The sequence below is a fragment of the Paraburkholderia phenazinium genome (assembly GCF_900141745.1).
GTDB lineage: Bacteria > Pseudomonadota > Gammaproteobacteria > Burkholderiales > Burkholderiaceae > Paraburkholderia > Paraburkholderia phenazinium_B.
Genome location: NZ_FSRM01000002.1, coordinates 1,271,524 through 1,287,601 on the forward strand (window position 1 = coordinate 1,271,524; position 16,078 = coordinate 1,287,601).

Here is a 16,078-nt window from a genome sequence, read left to right on the forward strand (position 1 = left end):
GGGCGGCCACAATCTGAACAGGAGTGTGCCGGTTTTCCCGGCGGAGGTACCCCACCCATTCGAACAAAAGACGGAGACTGGCTTTGGATATTCTACTTTCGCGCTCGGCGGCCGAACGGTTGGGTGGCGCGATCGCGAACGTGCTTGGCGATACCGCTTACCGCATCGTGACGCCCGACGAGCCGCATCGCGGGCGAGCCGACATTGCGTTCATCAGCCGCGATGTGACGGGTCGCTCAACCAAGACCGACCTCACCGCGGAACTGCAAGCTTTCTACAAGGTACTGCGTGAATCGCCTCGTCTTGCATGGGTCCATACGCATTCGTCCGGCGCCGACCGGCCAATCTTCCCGGAATTGCTGCAGCGCGGTGTGACCGTCACGACATCCTCGGGGGCGAACGCGGGTGTCGTGGCGCAGTCGGCGCTCGGCGGAATGCTTGCGCTCGCGCGCCGCTTTAGCCGTCTCTACGAAGCTCAACACCGTCATGCGTGGGAGCCGTTGCTTGGCGAGGCCTCGCCAAGCGACCTCGCGGGCCAAAATGCCCTCATTGTCGGCTATGGTCCGATCGGGCAGCGGCTCGCGCGTTTGCTCGGGGTTCTCGAGATGAACGTCACCGTCGTGCGCCGCGAAAGCGGCGCGGGCGGAGCGGCGGGTGCAGAGACGAGCGGGACCGTACGTACGATCTCGTTCGGACAACTCGACGATGCGCTTCCGCACACCGATTGGCTAATCCTCGCGTGTCCGCTGACGCCGCTCACAACACGCCTGATCGACGCGCGTCGAATCGCATCGCTGCCTTCACGTGCTTACCTCGTCAACGTGGCGCGTGGCGAGGTGGTGGCGCAGTCCGCGCTTATCGAGGCCCTTGCGCGCGGCGCGCTCGCCGGCGCATGGCTCGACGTGTTCGAACGCGAGCCGCTCGATGCGGCTTCGCCGCTATGGGATTTGCCCAACGTGCTGATCTCGCCGCACACCGCAGGGCATTCGGACAGCTACTACGACGCCGTCGGCCGCATCTGGCTCGACAACCTGGCGCGCTGGCAGCGCGGCGCACCGCTCGTCAATGCGGTGCCGCCGCAGTTCGCCGTCGTCTGATCACACTTGCAGCCCACCAACTGGAGTTACCGCATGGCGTTGAGTATCGATTCGCCCCCCGCAACTCTCGACACAGGCGCGACGGCTGACGCGTTCGAGCGGGCGGTCTATCGCAAGGTCGCGCTGCGTATCCTGCCCTTGCTGGTGTTCGGCTACATCCTTAATTATCTCGACCGGATCAACATCGGCATTGCGCAGATCCAGTTCAAGTCCGACCTTGGGTTTAGCGATGCGGCCTACGGTTTCGGCGCCGGTCTGCTGTTCGTTGGCTATGTGGTGTTCGAGATTCCGAGCAATCTGATGCTCGACCGCATCGGCGTGCGCAAGACCTTCTTGCGCATCATGGTGGCCTGGGGAATCTTGTCGACGATGACCATGTTTGTTCGTACGCCGATGCAGTTTTACCTGGTGCGTTTTCTGATCGGTGTGGCCGAGGCCGGTTTCACGCCCGGCATCTTTCTTTACCTGAGCTACTGGTTTCCGGCGCGGCGTCGTGCACGCATGACGTCGATCTTCTACCTGAGCATTCCACTCGCGGCGACGCTCGGCACACCGCTCTCGGGATGGATCATGCACGCGTTCCAGGGACAACTCGGGCTGCATGGCTGGCAGTGGCTCTTCCTGCTCGAAGGCATGCCCTCGGCCGTCTTCGGCGTCGTGCTCTTCTTCGTGCTGAGTGACCGGCCCGATACAGCGCCCTGGCTGGCAAGCGCCGAACGCGCATTCATTCTCGCGGATCTCGACCGTGACGAAAGCCACAAGACGCGCCGCTCGAAGCACGCGCCGTTTCGCGCGATTCTGTCCGACCCGCGCGTATTCTGCGCGGGCTTCACCTTCGCGTGCAGTTTTTCGCTAGGCAACACGCTGGCCTTCTGGGCGCCGATGGTGATCCGTAATTCGGGCGTGGCGCAGGTCGTCAACGTTGGCGTTCTGGCGGGAATCCCGGCGTTCATCGGGACCATCGTGATGCTGCTAGTGGGGCGCCACTCGGACCGCACGCTCGAGCGGCGCTGGCATGCGGCTATCGCACTCGTTTGTGCTGCCGCGGCGCTTGCGATGCTGCCGCTCTTTCACAGCAACACGGTCGTGGCGATCGTCCTGCTGGCCGTGGCGTCGGCGGGCCACTATTCCTGTCTTTCAGTGTTCTGGTCGATTCCGCCGACTTACCTCACACGCGAAACCGCAGCCGGCGGTATCGCGGTGATCAACGTGATCGGCTCGCTTGGCGGTGCGTTGAGTACTGCCGCGCTGGGCTGGATGAGTCATGGCGCGGCCGGCTTCGGCAGCGGCCTGGTCGTGCTGGGCGCGATCATCGGTTGCGGTGCTGTTGTATTGCTAGTGGCGTTTCCGGCCCGGACGATCCGTTCGGCGCCGGCATGACTTAAGGCCGCACAGAAGGCCATTACACAAAACTACAGGAGACAAACGTCCATGAACGACATACACGCAACGGCCGCCGCCCCTGATGCTGTGCCGGGCATCCACGCGGGGTCATCAACGCGCCGTGCGGCGCGTTCGATAGTCGGCGGCTCGATCGGCAATCTGATCGAGTGGTACGACTTTCATGTGTACACGACGTTTTCAATCTATTTCGCGGCGTCGTTCTTCCCGCGCGAGAACCGCACCATCCAGCTACTCAGCGCAGCCGCCGTGTTCGCGCTGGGCTTCCTGCTGCGTCCAATCGGAAGCTGGATGATTGGCCTTTACGCAGACCGGCGGGGCCGGCGCGCCGGCCTCACGCTCTCGGTCATCCTGATGTGCGGCGGCTCGCTTGCGATTGGCCTGTGTCCAACCTACGTCCAGATTGGCGCCCTCGCGCCGCTGGTGTTGCTGCTCGCGCGTCTCGTGCAGGGGTTTTCTCTCGGCGGCGAGTACGGCGCAAGTTCGGTCTATCTAAGCGAGATTGCCAAGCCTGGTCGTCGCGGCTTCTACAGCAGCTTCCATTACGTCACGCTGATCATGGGCCAGTTGCTCGCCACGCTCGTCCAGGTCCTGCTGCAGGAGTTTTTCTTTTCGCGCGCTGAGCTCAACGCGTGGGGTTGGCGTGTACCGTTCATCACAGGTGCGGCGTTGGCGCTAGTCGCCTATTGGGTGCGCCGCAATATCGACGAAACGCCCGACTTTCGCAACCTCTCCGAAGCCGCCAAGGAACGCACCGGACTTTCCGAGCTGCGCAAGCACTGGCGTCCCGTGATTCTCGTGTTCGGCCTCACCACAGGCGGCACGCTCGCATTCTTCACCTACACGGTTTACATGCACAGCTATCTCGTCAACACGGTGGGGCTCTCGGCACGTGCCTCCGCGTGGGTGTCGCTATCCACGCTGACGTTGTTCATGCTTGTGCAACCGCTGTTCGGCGCGCTTTCGGATCGCATTGGACGACGGCCTCTGCTGATCGCGTTCGGCGTGGGCGGGACATTCGGTACCTGGCCGCTGCTTGCTGCACTCGCGCACACCCACAGCGAATCCACAGCCTTCCTGCTGCTTGCCGTGGCGCTGCTGATCGTATGCGGCTATACGTCGGTCTGTTCGATTGCGAAGGCGGACCTCTTTCCTGCGCGCTTGCGTGCGCTCGGCGTAGGCGTGCCTTATTCGATTGCGACCGCATTGTTCGGCGGCACCGCCGGCTATGCGGGTCTCTGGTTCAAGAGCGTCGGCTACGAACAGGGCTTCTACCTGTACGCGTCGGCCTGTATCGCCTGCACGCTGGTGGCCGCCTTATGTCTGCGCCGCAGCGATTCGCAGATGACCGCATGAAGCACGTATTCCTTTGTTCACTTCCTTTATGACCTGCAGGAGCATCGCATGAAACCGATTCCCGAATTCGACATCCCCTCGATGCGCGAACACTGTTCCGAAGAGGAGTGGCAGGTGCGCGTGGACCTGGCCGCGTGTTATCGCCTCGTCGAACACTACGGCATGTCCGACATGGCGGCCAACCATATCTCCGCGCGTGTGCCCGGCGAAGAGGCGTTCCTGATCAACGCATACGGGATGCTGTACGAAGAAGTCACGGCGTCGAGTCTCATCAAGATCGACAACGATGGCAACATTCTGAGCAAACCTGCATTCGTCGGCGCGGACTATGGCATCAACCGCGCCGGCTACGTGATTCATGGCGCGATTCATGAGGCGAAGCACGAGCTTGCCTGCGTGATCCATACGCATAGCTGGCCGGGGATGGCCGTGTCGGCGCTCAAATGCGGACTGCTGCCGATGACGCAAACCGCCATGCGCTTCTACAAGATCGGCTATCACGATTACTGCGGCGTGGTGCTCGATACGAGCGAACGTGACTCGCTGATCGCGGATCTCGGCGACAACAACGCACTGATCCTGCGCAACCATGGGTTGCTGACCGTCGGCCGCACGATTCCGGAGGCGTTCAACGCGATGCATCGACTGGAGCTGTCGTGCCGCTCGCAACTGGCGGCGCAGGCGTGCGGTGTCGAACTCAACGAAGTCTCGCCCGAAGTGCTCGAACAAACGTACATGAACTACCAGCCGCAGACGCGTCGTCCGTACGGCCTGCTCGAATGGCCGGCGTTGCTGCGCAAGCTGGACCGGATCGATCCGAGCTATCGGGAGTGAGCTGCAGAGGATGGGCGCTGCGGCGCCTATCCAAGGGTTGGTTCTGCTCCAGACGGAGAGGGACGCCCACGGTCTCTGAACACAGGAGAGCTGCGAGCAGGTTGTCTGGATTGATCAGTCATCCGTAAGGCCGACCCGGTTCGGCTGGCGGCGCTCGATTGCCCACTTGAGCAACGCGGCCGCGCGTAGCGGTCCGTGAACGAACTTGCCGTAAGGCATGGTCAGGAACAAGGCGATCACGGCGCCGAGATGCAGCGCCAGCAAACTGGGCATCGCAGCGCTGCTACGCAGCACCATGAGTGCGAGGCCACTGAGCGCGACGATTAGCAGCAGAGCGATGAAGCCGAGATCCATCGGCTTTTGCGCGGCGTCGCCCTGGTTGGGATGGCGTTGCAGATTCAGCCAGCCAAGACCGAGTGTACCCACGGCGATGCCAATGCCACCGACGGTGCCGAGTAGTGTCGGCGGGCTCGTATAGGCATACGGCGCCTCGAGCCGGAACACATAGTGATAGAGCGTGGCGACGCATGTCGACAGGAAACATAACGCGAAACCGTAGGCAGTGGCATGGTGGCAATGCCGGCGCGCGAGCGAAAAGCGGTCGTCCTCGTTGTTGCAGCCTTCACCGTGTCCACCACCCAGGTACCGGAGCGTTGCGACCGCGCTGGTGGCTTCGGCAAGCGCCGCGCCACTGGCCGAGCCCGGCACGGCTTCGCGCCAGAAGCGACGCACACCGATCCCCAGTGCACAGATAGCGAACAGAAAGACCGGCGCGAAGATATCGACCATCAGCGTGTGCGGGAACACATCGTAGAACGAACCACTCACAGAGGCCTGCCACAGGTTACCGCTCATCGCGAGCGCGAGGATCAGGAACAGTGCGACGCCGCCCGCAAGCGCGAGGGCGACCGCGAGGCCGTTGCGCTCGTACAGCGCCGCGAACGAACGGGGCCATGCAAACAGGCGGTACGTGCGGCCGCGCACGCTGGCCATCGTCTGCGGGACGTTGACGGCAAACTCATGCGGCGGCGCGTACTGGCACGCGTGCAGGCAGGCCCCGCAGTTGTGGCACAGGTTCGCCAGGTAATGGACGTCGGCGGTGCCGAACTCGAGGCGCCGTGTCATGGCCGGAAAGACGGCGCAGAAGCCTTCGCAGTAGCGGCACGCGTTGCAGATCTGCAGGATCCGGGCGGCTTCGTCCTCCGGCACGGAGAGAAGCGGCGCCCTTGCGACGGTCACGGCGACGGGCGACCACTCGTCGCTGGCTTGCTGGATCAGTTTTTCAAGAGCTTGCACGACTGCTTTCCTTATGTACCGAAGCGACGGCATGCGCGGCGGCGTTGGTGCCGGCGATGCGGCCGAATGCCGTGCCGATGCTCATGCCGACGCCGGCCGTATAGCCTTTGCCGAGCACGTTGCCGGCCATCATTTCGCCGGCGACGAAGAGATTTTCGCTAGGCTCGTCGCCAAAGCGAACCGCGGCCGTCTGGTCGGTTTTCAGGCCGAGATAAGTGAACGTGATACCCGGACGCAAGGCGAAGCCGAAGAATGGCGGCGTATCGAGCGGGAGCGCCCAGTGAGTCTTCGGCGGAGCGAGCTCATCGGTGCGGCAATCGTCGAGCTTCGTGTGATCGAACGTGCCGGGGCGGCAGGCGGCGTTGTACGCGTTAAGGGTCTCCATGAAACGCGCGGGGTCGAGTCCGAGGGCCGTTGCAAGTTCAGGCAAGCTGTTCGCCCGCACGCCCGGAAACACCGGCGGCATGAAGCGTCCAACGGCCTTCGCATCGATGATCGACCAGGCGGTCTGCCCCGGCTGCTGGGCGACGAGACGCCCCCAGATCGCGTAGCGCTTCGGCCAGAAGTCCTCGCCTTCGTCGTAGAACCGTTCGGCGTCCCGATTCACCACCACGCCGAGCGACACGCAGTCGACGCGCGTGCAGATGCCGCCGTCGTAGAGCGGCGCGCGTGCGTCGATTGCCACCATATGTGCCTGGGTCGGGTCGCCGATGCTGTCCGCGCCCGCGTCGATCATGAAGCGCAGCAGCGTGCCCATGTTGAAGCGCGTGCCGCGGATCAGGAAGTTGTCGGCGGGGTGTTCTCCGCGCTCGTTGACGCCCCAGGCATCGCGCAACCACGCGCGGTTCGACTCGAAGCCGCCCGCCGCGAGCACACAGCTGCGCGCCGTAATGCGTTCGTTGCCCGCCCACGCGGCCACGAAGCGCGGGCCGTCGAGCTCGATGCGCTGCACCGGCGTTTCATAGCGGATCTGCACGCCGAGTTGTTCCGCGCTGCGGTAATAGGCGTTGACGAGGGCCTTGCCGCCGCCCATGAAAAAAGCGTTGGTTCGGGCGGTATGCAGCGCGCCCGAGAGCGACGGCTGGAAGTGCACGCCATGCTGGCGCATCCACGGCCGGCAGGTCGACGACGCGCGAATTACAAGCCGCGCGAGCGCCTCGTCCGTGAGGCCGCCGGTGACTTTCAGCAGATCCTGCCAGTATTCCTCTTCGGGGTAGGCATCGACGAGCACGTCCTGCGGCGCGTCGTGCATACAGCGCAGATTGCGGGTGTGTTGTGAATTGCCGCCGCGCCATTCGCGCGGCGCGGCCTCCAGCAACAGAACGGAAGCACCGGCTTCCCGAGCCATGAGGGCGGCGCATAGCGCAGCATTGCCGCCGCCGATGACGAGAACATCGACCATCGAGTTGTCTCCTTTGGCTCGCACTGTACGGGCGAACGCGCCGCACCGCCATGGGCGGCGGGGCAAGGGGGCTTCAGTTTTCGTGAAGGGTCGCGCTGGCGCGGAGCGCCGCGCCGGGCCAGCGGCCGGCGGCCACGATTTCGCGCGCGACATCGAGGAGCACGACACGCGCGGCGAGGCCAGCCGGCGACAGCTCGTCGTCGGATGCGCTGACGATCAGGTTGGGGCGCGTCACGTCGGCATCGAGGATCGGGATACTGGTGAGCTGGGCGTTTTCGGGGCGCGCCAGTGCGGCGCCCGGCTGGATCGTCGCGCCAATGCCGGCGCGCACGGTGTCCATGAGCATCGCGAGGCCGTCGATTTCCGCGGCTATCAGCGGTTCGTAGTGCGCGCGCCTGAAGGCGGCGCTCAGCAGCGCACGCAATCCGTGCGATCCGCTTGGCAGGACGAGCGGCAAGCGCTCCAGTTGCGCGAGCCATACCGACGCTGTGGCCGGCATGCCGGCCAGCGTCGGGTTGCCGATCACGAACAACTGCTCGTCGAGCAACGGCAGGCTGCTCCAGCGCTGAGCCGGTTCTTCCTGAAACAGAATCGCGAGGTCGATCTGGCGCGCGTCGAGCATCGAGCCCAGATGACCGGACAGGCTTTCTACCATGTGCAGCCGAACTTCCGGATAGCGCTCGCGCATGGCCTGGATGAAGGGCAGCCCGAGCACGCCCGTCGTACTCGGTGCGAGCCCGACGCTGACATGCCCCGATAGCCGCGCTTCCTGCGCTGCCAGCGCGGCCGCATCCACGTGACGCAGCGCGAGTTGCGCCTGGCGCCAGAAGGCGAGGCCGGCATCGGTCGGCACCACGCCGGACGAGGTGCGCCGCAGCAGCCGAGTGGAGAGTTCGCTTTCGAGCCGGCTGATCTGCTGGCTCAGTGCCGATGTGACCACGCCGAGCTCGAGCGCGGCGCGCCCCATGCTGCCGTGGGCAACCACACTGACGAAATAGCGTAACTGCCTGAGTTCCATGGGGAGGGCGCGGGTGGGGATCGGCTGATTATAGGGCGCGTCGCGTCGTTCCTAGTCAGCAATCGCCGTGACGGCCGGCCACACCCGCTCCTCAAACTGATCGGACGGAACTGGCTCGGAGTACAAAAAGCCCTGCGCAAAGTCGCAACCCACGGCGGCGAGAAAGTCGCGTTGATCTGTCGTCTCGACCCCTTCAGCGATCACCTGAAGCCCAAGCTTGTGAGCCAGCATGACCATCGCTTCGCAAAGCGCCTGGTTGCCGCCGTCGAAGCCGAGGTTCTGCACGAATGAGCGGTCGATCTTGAGATAGTCGATATCGAAGCGCTTCAGATACGCCAGGGACGAGTAGCCGGTCCCAAAGTCGTCGATCGAAATCCCCATTCCCGCATCACGGAAACTCAGCAACTTCTCATTCAGTTCCGCGTCCAGCAATAACCCTTCGGTTATTTCAATGGCCACGCTTTGTCTGGGCATCCCTTCCCGTATGAGGTATTCGGACCATTGGATACACACCAGATTGTCTTGACGAATCTGCACCGGTGAAATGTTGACGCTGATCTGGAACGACGGATGGAATCGTTGGCGCCATTGATGCGCCTGGCGCACGGCCTGTTTGAACACCCAGTCGCCAATTGGAACGATGAGCCCCGTGTCTTCGGCCAAGGCGATGAAATCTAGCGGACTGATCGTGCCGCGTTCGGGATGCATCCAGCGTATCAGTGCTTCGGCCTTGTAGATTTCGCCCGTCGCGAGATCGACGATGGGCTGGTAATAGACCTGGAACTGTTCCGCTTGCAAGGCGGTGCGAAGATCGCTCGTGAGACGCCGGCGCTTTTCCGCCGCCACCTGCAACTCGGACGTGAAATAGTGGACACGGTTGCGTCCAGCGGCTTTCGCCGCGTACATGGCCTGGTCGGCATTCTTGAAGAGAACGTCGAGTTCGCTGGCGTCGTCGGGGTATAGCGTGACGCCGACACTCGCAGAAATGAAGGCCTCATCCGCGCCGAGCTTGAACGGCTCGGCGAGCTTGGCGATGACCGTCTTCGCGATCTGTTCGATGCGTCCGGTGTCGTCCAGCCCGGACAGAATGACCGTGAACTCATCGCCGCCAAGACGAGCGACCGTGTCGGTTTCACGCACGCAAGAGGTGATGCGTCTCGCCGCCTCGATCAGCAGGATGTCGCCGGTATCGTGTCCCAGTGAGTCGTTGACTTCCTTGAAGCGGTCCAGATCGATCAACATCAGGGCCATGGGCCGCCCAGAGCGATCCGACACGCCAGCTTCGTGGTCGAGACGCTCATGAAACATCTGGCGATTCGGAAGATGGGTCAGCGCATCGAAATTGGCCTGTTTCCAGATCGTTGCCTCGAACACCATCCGGTCCGACAAATCACGGCCTACCGCCAGCACGGAGTTCACCTTGCCCGATGCATCGATCTCCGGCGTGAGCCGGATATGACTGCACTGTTCCTTTCCATCCTTGCCGAGCCATCGCAGTTCAAACTGATGACTTTTGCCGGTTGTAATGGTTTCTTTGATCTTCCTCTCATAGGTCAGCGCATTGGCGCCGCCCGGGACTTCTGAGGGCCGCTTGCCGAGCGATTCGGCGAGGCTGCGGCCCGCTGAAACACAGAACGCGGGATTGGCGTAGGTGCGGCGAAGATCGCGGTCGTAGCGCGTAATCGTGTCGGGCGAGTTTTCGATCAACGTGCGCGACTCCTGCTCGCGCGCGACCAGTTCCACTGTGCGCTCGATGACGGTTTGCTCGAGAGAGGCGTTGATCTCGTTGATCTTCTGGATTTTCTGTCTGATCGCCGCACTCATTCGTTCGAACCGCTGCGCCAGTCTGCCCAGTTCATCCCCGGCGCCAATGTCGCGGTGTGCGTCCACCGGTATCTCTACCTCGGCGCCCGCATCGCTGCCGGTGTCGTGCATCTTTCGCACCAGTTCCTTGAGCGGGGCGGAGATGCTGTGCGAAATGAAGTAGGCGAGGAAGATCGAAAGCAGAAACCCCGAGATGCCCACCAGGATGATCTGGTTGCGCACCGACTGTGCCTCCCCCGTCAGCTTCTGCTCCGGGATGGTACTGACCACAAACCATGGCGTTCCGGCGATGGCGGTGTACGCGGCGAGATATCGGCCGCCGCTTGTGCCCTCGAAGTCGACGAAGCCACTCGGCTCGCCGTGCGGATCGGCTTGTGTGATCTTTTCGATCAGGCCCGGCTCGGCCCTGCCGTCGGTGGTCACCGAAGTGCCGTCGGCGCCGACAATCCGCTTGTCGGTACTGGCGTCGACGACATAGATCTCCGTTCCGCTGCCCGTAGCGACGTCATCGAAAATCGCCGAGAAATGTTCGGGACGAATCACCAGAACCAGATTGCCGATCTGCTGATTGTTGCTCTTGCCGATGATGGCACGCACCATCCCCAGGTCCTGTTGACCGGCTCCGTTGTCGTAGCTACCCCAGTAAGGCCGGCCATTGCGGTTGGGCGCCTGCTGGACCAGACGCACGACACCCCGCGTCAGTTGCGCGAACGCCTGGGTGTCCATGATCCGGTTGTTCCGGTCGAGCAGATATTTCTGGTTGATGTAATCAACCGCGCCGTAGTGCTCGAGGAGCAGTCGGGTCATATCCTGGCGCGCTTCGCTTTGCTCCTTTTCATTGCCGCTCGCGACGCGGGTCAGCGCGTCCTGAACGCGATCGGAGAGCACCAGCAGACTGCTCTCCGTCTCGATCTGCTCCATGCGCAGCGAGATGTTTTTGGCGACCTGTTTGACCACCTCTTTCGAGAATATCTCCGCCTTCTGCTTGATCGCCGCGGTCGAATCTACATACGATATGTAGCCCGAAACAAGTATCGGGATCAGCGAAAGCAGGATGAACGCGGTTATCAGCCGGTAGCGAATCTCGACACGGCGCAGCAGATCTAACGAGAAGTAGGCGAATGCGTTTCGCAGCCAACCGAGCAGGGAAGTCATTTGTAGTGCATCTTCGCTTCATTCTTAACCGACTCATCCAGGAGTTTCGCCGCCTGTCCTGGCGTGATTTTGCCAAACAGCACATCCTGCATCAATCGATGCAAACGCTCGATGGAATTGGAGGGTAGAAACGAATAGTACGGGCTTCCGGTCACCGCATAGCGACTAACCGTGTTGGTGTAGTCGATAATCTTCGGATCGCTAACTGCTGTCCCCGAGACCTGCTTGAACGGGGAGATGTTCTGGCGTTTTGTCTGCAGAATGGAAAACCCCGGCCCGGCGATGAACTCGAGAAAGCGCATCGCAGCAGCCTTGTTGGGCGTCTCGGACACCGCAAAGCCAGTTTCGCTGCCGATTACCGGCACGACCCGCTCGCCCGGCGCGTTCCACGGTGGGATGAATACGCCTACCTGGAAGGGGTTCCCGTGCAGCAACAGACCGGCGGCCCAACTGCCGTGAAAAGCCATCGCGACCTTGCCTTCCTTGAAAAGCCGTATGCCATCGTCGTAACCGGTCGTCATGAACGAGTCCTGGACGAAACCACGTTCGGGTATCAGCAACATCTTGGCGAAAATATCCGCTACCTGAGGGGTGTTGAGATCCAGCGTGCCGTCGCTGATCCGGTTTTTCCAGTCTGGCTCGTGCGCCACCACATTGTTGGCAAAGCCTGAACTGAAAGGGCCGTTGCCGAGCATGTTCGGAAAGCCGCCGTTCCACATGATAGGCGTAACACCCGCCCGTTTGAGCTGTTCGCATACCGCCAGGAATTCGTTGAAACTGGTCGGCAGTTCCTTGATCCCTGCCTTCGCGAACATGTCCTCGTTGTAGTAGATCAGCGTCGTAGCCACTCCACCCGCTATTCCAAAGTGCCTGGACTGGCGATTGGTCCAGTCCTTCTTGAGCGGGTCGAGCATGTTGTTCCAGGCGGACGTCTTGCTCACATCGGCCAGGAGCCCTTGATCGGCCAGGTCGGCCGCGTAGGCATTCGGGTTGATACTTACCAGATCGGGCAAGTTGCCGGAGGCGACCCGCGGCTTGATGTTTTCCTCCACCGAGTTGCCGATCATGAACTGCACATCCACGTGTATGTCTGGATTCAGCTTGCTGAATTCGGCGGCAATCTGCAGCATTTCCTGCGGCCAGTCGGGAGCCCAGATCAGGGCGGTGATCGTGGTGCTGGCGGGCGCGCCCGTGCTCGAAGAAGTCTGGTCCTGCTGATGGCAACCGCACAACGAAAAAACAATCAAACAGGCCAAGATGGACAGCAAAGACGCAAACGCAGTTTGTCGCACTTGGGGTTCACTTTTCGACGTCGATCCGATCGGCACCTGATTCTTTGCAAAACAGGGCTGCTTAGGCGCCCCCTGGAGGGCTGCTACTCACACAGCATATCGGCAGTCAGCGCAGATACTTTAACTGGACGGTCCGAGCCCGAATCTTGCTGGCGTCGGGCGCAGGCGGCCCGGAGAACAGTATGTGATGGGCGTTTGATACACTGACCGTATTGAGCACTATGTCCCGACTGGGCGTGCTGGTCCGATTTCCATTGTCGAAAAAGGGAGCAAATCGTGGCTGATGAGAAGATGCTGACGCAAGTTCGTGAAAAACAGGGATTTTTCGCGGCCCTGGACCAAAGCGGTGGGTCGACCCCCGGCGCCCTGAAGCTTTATGGCATCCCGGAGAGCGCCTACAGTGGCGACGCCGAGATGTTCAAACTGATCCACGAGATGCGGGTGCGCATCATCACGGCGCCCGCCTTTACCGGGGACAAGGTCATCGGAGCTATTCTGTTCGAAGCCACCATGGACGGGCAGGCTCAGGGGAAGCCGGTTCCGGCCTTCCTGTGGGAGGATCGCGGCGTCGTGCCGTTCCTGAAGGTCGATAAGGGCCTGCAGGACGAAGCGGACGGTGTCCAGCTGATGAAACCGATTCCTGGGCTGGACGCGCTGCTCGAGCGGGCGGTGAAACTCGGTATCTGCGGCACGAAGATGCGTTCGGTCATCAAGCTGAATTCGAAAGAGGGTATCGCTGCGATCGTGAAGCAACAGTTTGAACTGGGTGCGCAGATCGACGGCCACGGTCTCATGCCGATTCTGGAACCCGAGATTTCGATCAAGAGTCCGGACAAGCCGGGCGCGGAAGCCACGCTGCTCGCGGAACTGACTAAAGGTCTCGACGCGTTGCCGGAGAGCCGTCAGGTGATGCTCAAGCTGACCATACCTGACGTACCGGACTTCTATCGTCCGCTGATCGATCATCCGCGTGTGGCACGGGTCGTCGCGCTTTCCGGCGGTTATACGCGCACCGACGCGTGTCAACGGCTCGCTAAAAATCACGGCATGATCGCCAGCTTCTCCAGGGCCTTGATCAACGAACTCAAGGTATCGATGAGCGATAGTGAGTTCGACTCGACGCTCAAGGAAGCCATCGAAGAGATCTATCAGGCCTCAGTCGCCAAGGTCTGACGCAACTTGCAGGAGGGCGCCCCTGGCGGATCAAGATCTTGGGGCGCCTCCGAAGACAATCCACATCCCATGCCACTCGCGCCGAAGCCCGCGCTTCCCGTCACAGACCGCATTCAGCAAGCCATTTCACGCTATTCGGAGAGAAAATTTTCCGAAGCGTTGTCCATTGTTCAGCCAGCACTCGACTCGACCGTAACTGTTCCTCCAGGGCTTCGCGCTGAGGCGCTCAACATCGCTGCGGCGTGCTCGCTCGGCCTGAACCGGCTGGCGGATGCGGAAACGTATTGGCGCCAATGTATCGACCTGCAGCCTGATTTCGCTGCGGCCTATGACAGCCTCGGTACGTTGCTCATGTCGCTCAAGCGTCCTGCGGAGGCCGTGGCGATCTACAAGGAGTTGCAAAAAATTCGGCCCGGCGTTGCCGAGGTTCACCACAATCTCGGCGCGGCTCTGCATGATCTCCGCTATTTGCTCGAGGCGGAGACGGCATACCGGCAGGCAATTGCAATTCGCCCCGGCTATGCGCAGGCCCACTTCAATCTGGCCCTCGCACTTCACGAGCTTCGCCGGCTCCACGATGCCGAGACCGCATACAGGTTTGCTGTGGCGGCGCGTCCCGATTTTGTCGAAGCGCACCACAACCTCGGCAACGTGCTCAAGGAGCAAGGACGCCTTTCGGAGGCAGAGGTGGCTTACGGGCAAGCGCTGCGGCTGAAGCCGGACAATCCCGCTGCCTTGAACAGCCTGGGCGGAGTATTGCTGGGGCTCAACCGGCTCCGCGAGGCCGAGCTCGCGTTTCGGCTCGCATCGACCATTCAACCCGACTATTCGGAAGCACACGCGAATCTCGGTGCTGTGATGCTCCAACTCAAGCGTCTGCCCGAAGCAGAGGCCGCTTTCCGGCAAGCTATCGCATCCAACCCGGACTATGCCGAGGTTTACCATAACCTCGGGAATGTGCTCTATGCGCTCAATCGGCTAGCCGAGGCCGAGGAGGCTTATACGCAGGCGCTTCGCTGCCGGCCGGGAATCGTGGAGGCGCATCACAACCTCGGCTGCGTGCTCGGAGCACTCGAGCGTCTGCCCGAAGCCGTTGCGCACTTTCAGCAGGCGGCCGCCTTACGTCCCGGATACGCCGAGGCTCACTACAATCTCGGTAGCACGTTGAAGCGCCTCAATCGTCTGCCGGAGGCCGAAACCGCATTCCGGCAAGCGCTCGCATTGCGTCCCAACTATTCCGATGCCAGGTTCTATCTGGGAACGCTGCTGCTGGGCACGGGACAGTACGCGCAAGGATGGGAGCTTTACGAGTCGCGCTACGAGCATCCTGGATTTGCTCACCACAATTCGCGCGTCCTGCTACGTTGCCCACAGTGGCTAGGGGACGATCTGGCAGGCAAATCCCTGCTGGTCTGGCAGGAAGACGGCCTTGGCGACATGATTCAGTTCGGCCGTTATCTCGCGCTGCTCAAGGCGCGAGAGGCCGCGACCATTGCGTTTGCGTGTGCGCCTGCCTTACGCAGGCTGATGGCCACCGTCGATGGTGTCGACGAGGTCGTGGATCATGAAACGGCCCTCGCGCAATCCGCGCGATTCGACTGCTGGACGAGCCTGTTGAGCTCACCCTGGCATCTCCGTACGACCTTGGAGACGATTCCGCCGCCGCTTCACCTGGTGCCGGAGCCGTCGATCGTCGAGCGTTGGCGCTCACGGCTCGCAACGCTTCCGCGTGGCCGCAAGGTCGGGCTGGTGTGGAAGGGCAATCCGCAGCACCACAATGACGCGCACCGGTCGCTGCCTTCGCTGGCTACGCTGACGTCTCTCTGGAGCCTGCCTGACGTCAGCTTCGTGAGTCTGCAAAAAGGGCAGGGCGAGGGCGAAGCTCAATGCCCGCCCGCGGATCAACCGCTTCTGCACCTCGGGTCGGAAGTGGGGGATCTCGCCGACAGCGCCGCAATTATCAGCCAGTTGGATCTGGTCGTGTGCGTCGATACGGCGATAGCCCATCTTGCTGGGTCCCTGGGTACGCCCTGCTGGATACTGCTTCCCACGACGGGTGTCGACTGGCGATGGATGCAGGAACGAGCGGACTCGCCCTGGTATCCGGATATGGTGCGTCTGTTTCGGCGAGCCGAAGGGGAGTCCTGGCTCGCTACAGTCGAAAGGGTTCGGCAGGCGTATATCGAGCAGTTTGTCAGCCCTGTCCAGCAGGGCTGACCTCCGCCTCGAG

At 62.0% G+C, this 16,078-nt stretch carries 11 protein-coding genes; 6 read left to right on the forward strand and 5 right to left on the reverse strand.

Annotated elements, in window-relative coordinates; genetic code table 11:
* Positions 1-83: 83 nt before the first annotated feature.
* The 4 genes from BUS06_RS25785 to BUS06_RS25800 are packed head-to-tail and all read left to right on the forward strand — an operon-like array spanning position 84 to position 4,688.
* Complete coding sequence (locus BUS06_RS25785) at positions 84-1,097, forward strand: D-2-hydroxyacid dehydrogenase (protein WP_254368960.1); 1,014 nt, start codon at positions 84-86, stop codon at positions 1,095-1,097.
* A 33-nt stretch (positions 1,098-1,130) separates the two neighbouring features.
* Complete coding sequence (locus tag BUS06_RS25790) at positions 1,131-2,477, forward strand: MFS transporter (protein WP_083611599.1); 1,347 nt, start codon at positions 1,131-1,133, stop codon at positions 2,475-2,477.
* A gap of 51 nt (positions 2,478-2,528) precedes the next feature.
* Entirely contained in the window at positions 2,529-3,854 is a 1,326-nt protein-coding gene (locus BUS06_RS25795) for an MFS transporter (protein WP_083611600.1), read from the forward strand.
* 48 nt (positions 3,855-3,902) lie between these two features.
* The gene (locus BUS06_RS25800; protein ID WP_074267231.1) at positions 3,903-4,688 is read left to right on the forward strand and encodes a class II aldolase/adducin family protein; all 786 of its coding nucleotides are present in this window, start codon (positions 3,903-3,905) and stop codon (positions 4,686-4,688) included.
* A 114-nt stretch (positions 4,689-4,802) separates the two neighbouring features.
* Here the strand turns inward: BUS06_RS25800 and tcuB are convergent, their stop codons facing one another.
* The 5 genes from tcuB to BUS06_RS25825 all read right to left on the reverse strand — a co-directional run bounded on the left by tcuB (position 4,803) and on the right by BUS06_RS25825 (position 12,675).
* Positions 4,803-5,984: a tricarballylate utilization 4Fe-4S protein TcuB gene (gene tcuB, locus BUS06_RS25805; RefSeq protein WP_429287186.1), complete on the reverse strand. Its 1,182-nt coding sequence runs from the start codon at positions 5,982-5,984 to the stop codon at positions 4,803-4,805.
* Positions 5,971-7,386: an FAD-dependent tricarballylate dehydrogenase TcuA gene (gene tcuA, locus BUS06_RS25810; RefSeq protein ID WP_074267232.1), complete on the reverse strand. Its 1,416-nt coding sequence runs from the start codon at positions 7,384-7,386 to the stop codon at positions 5,971-5,973. Before tcuA ends, tcuB begins: the two co-directional genes overlap by 14 nt.
* A gap of 73 nt (positions 7,387-7,459) precedes the next feature.
* Positions 7,460-8,404 carry a LysR family transcriptional regulator gene (locus BUS06_RS25815; RefSeq protein WP_074267233.1) on the reverse strand — a complete coding sequence of 315 codons (945 nt, stop codon included), beginning with the start codon at positions 8,402-8,404 and terminating at the stop codon, positions 7,460-7,462.
* 51 nt (positions 8,405-8,455) lie between these two features.
* Positions 8,456-11,383 carry a bifunctional diguanylate cyclase/phosphodiesterase gene (locus tag BUS06_RS25820; RefSeq protein ID WP_074267234.1) on the reverse strand — a complete coding sequence of 976 codons (2,928 nt, stop codon included), beginning with the start codon at positions 11,381-11,383 and terminating at the stop codon, positions 8,456-8,458.
* Positions 11,380-12,675: an ABC transporter substrate-binding protein gene (locus BUS06_RS25825; RefSeq protein WP_074267235.1), complete on the reverse strand. Its 1,296-nt coding sequence runs from the start codon at positions 12,673-12,675 to the stop codon at positions 11,380-11,382. Before BUS06_RS25825 ends, BUS06_RS25820 begins: the two co-directional genes overlap by 4 nt.
* Before the next feature lie 276 nt (positions 12,676-12,951).
* Between BUS06_RS25825 and BUS06_RS25830 the strand changes: the two genes are divergently transcribed.
* Together BUS06_RS25830 and BUS06_RS25835 are read left to right on the forward strand one after the other, a co-directional pair.
* Positions 12,952-13,848 (forward strand): fructose bisphosphate aldolase, encoded by an 897-nt coding sequence (locus BUS06_RS25830; protein WP_074267236.1) that lies wholly within the window; start codon positions 12,952-12,954, stop codon positions 13,846-13,848.
* Positions 13,849-13,917: 69 nt separating this feature from the next.
* Complete coding sequence (locus BUS06_RS25835) at positions 13,918-16,065, forward strand: tetratricopeptide repeat protein (RefSeq protein ID WP_074267237.1); 2,148 nt, start codon at positions 13,918-13,920, stop codon at positions 16,063-16,065.
* Positions 16,066-16,078: the final 13 nt, after the last annotated feature.

Bases quoted from the DNA above. Each gene is read 5' to 3' on its own strand.
- BUS06_RS25795 (WP_083611600.1), top strand. From the start codon at position 2,529: ATGAACGACATACACGCAACGGCCGCCGCCCCTGATGCTGTGCCGGGC.
- BUS06_RS25820 (WP_074267234.1), bottom strand. From the start codon at position 11,383: ATGACTTCCCTGCTCGGTTGGCTGCGAAACGCATTCGCCTACTTCTCG.
- BUS06_RS25800 (WP_074267231.1), top strand. From the start codon at position 3,903: ATGAAACCGATTCCCGAATTCGACATCCCCTCGATGCGCGAACACTGT.
- BUS06_RS25790 (WP_083611599.1), top strand. From the start codon at position 1,131: ATGGCGTTGAGTATCGATTCGCCCCCCGCAACTCTCGACACAGGCGCG.
- BUS06_RS25815 (WP_074267233.1), bottom strand. From the start codon at position 8,404: ATGGAACTCAGGCAGTTACGCTATTTCGTCAGTGTGGTTGCCCACGGC.
- BUS06_RS25835 (WP_074267237.1), top strand. From the start codon at position 13,918: ATGCCACTCGCGCCGAAGCCCGCGCTTCCCGTCACAGACCGCATTCAG.
- tcuA (WP_074267232.1), bottom strand. From the start codon at position 7,386: ATGGTCGATGTTCTCGTCATCGGCGGCGGCAATGCTGCGCTATGCGCC.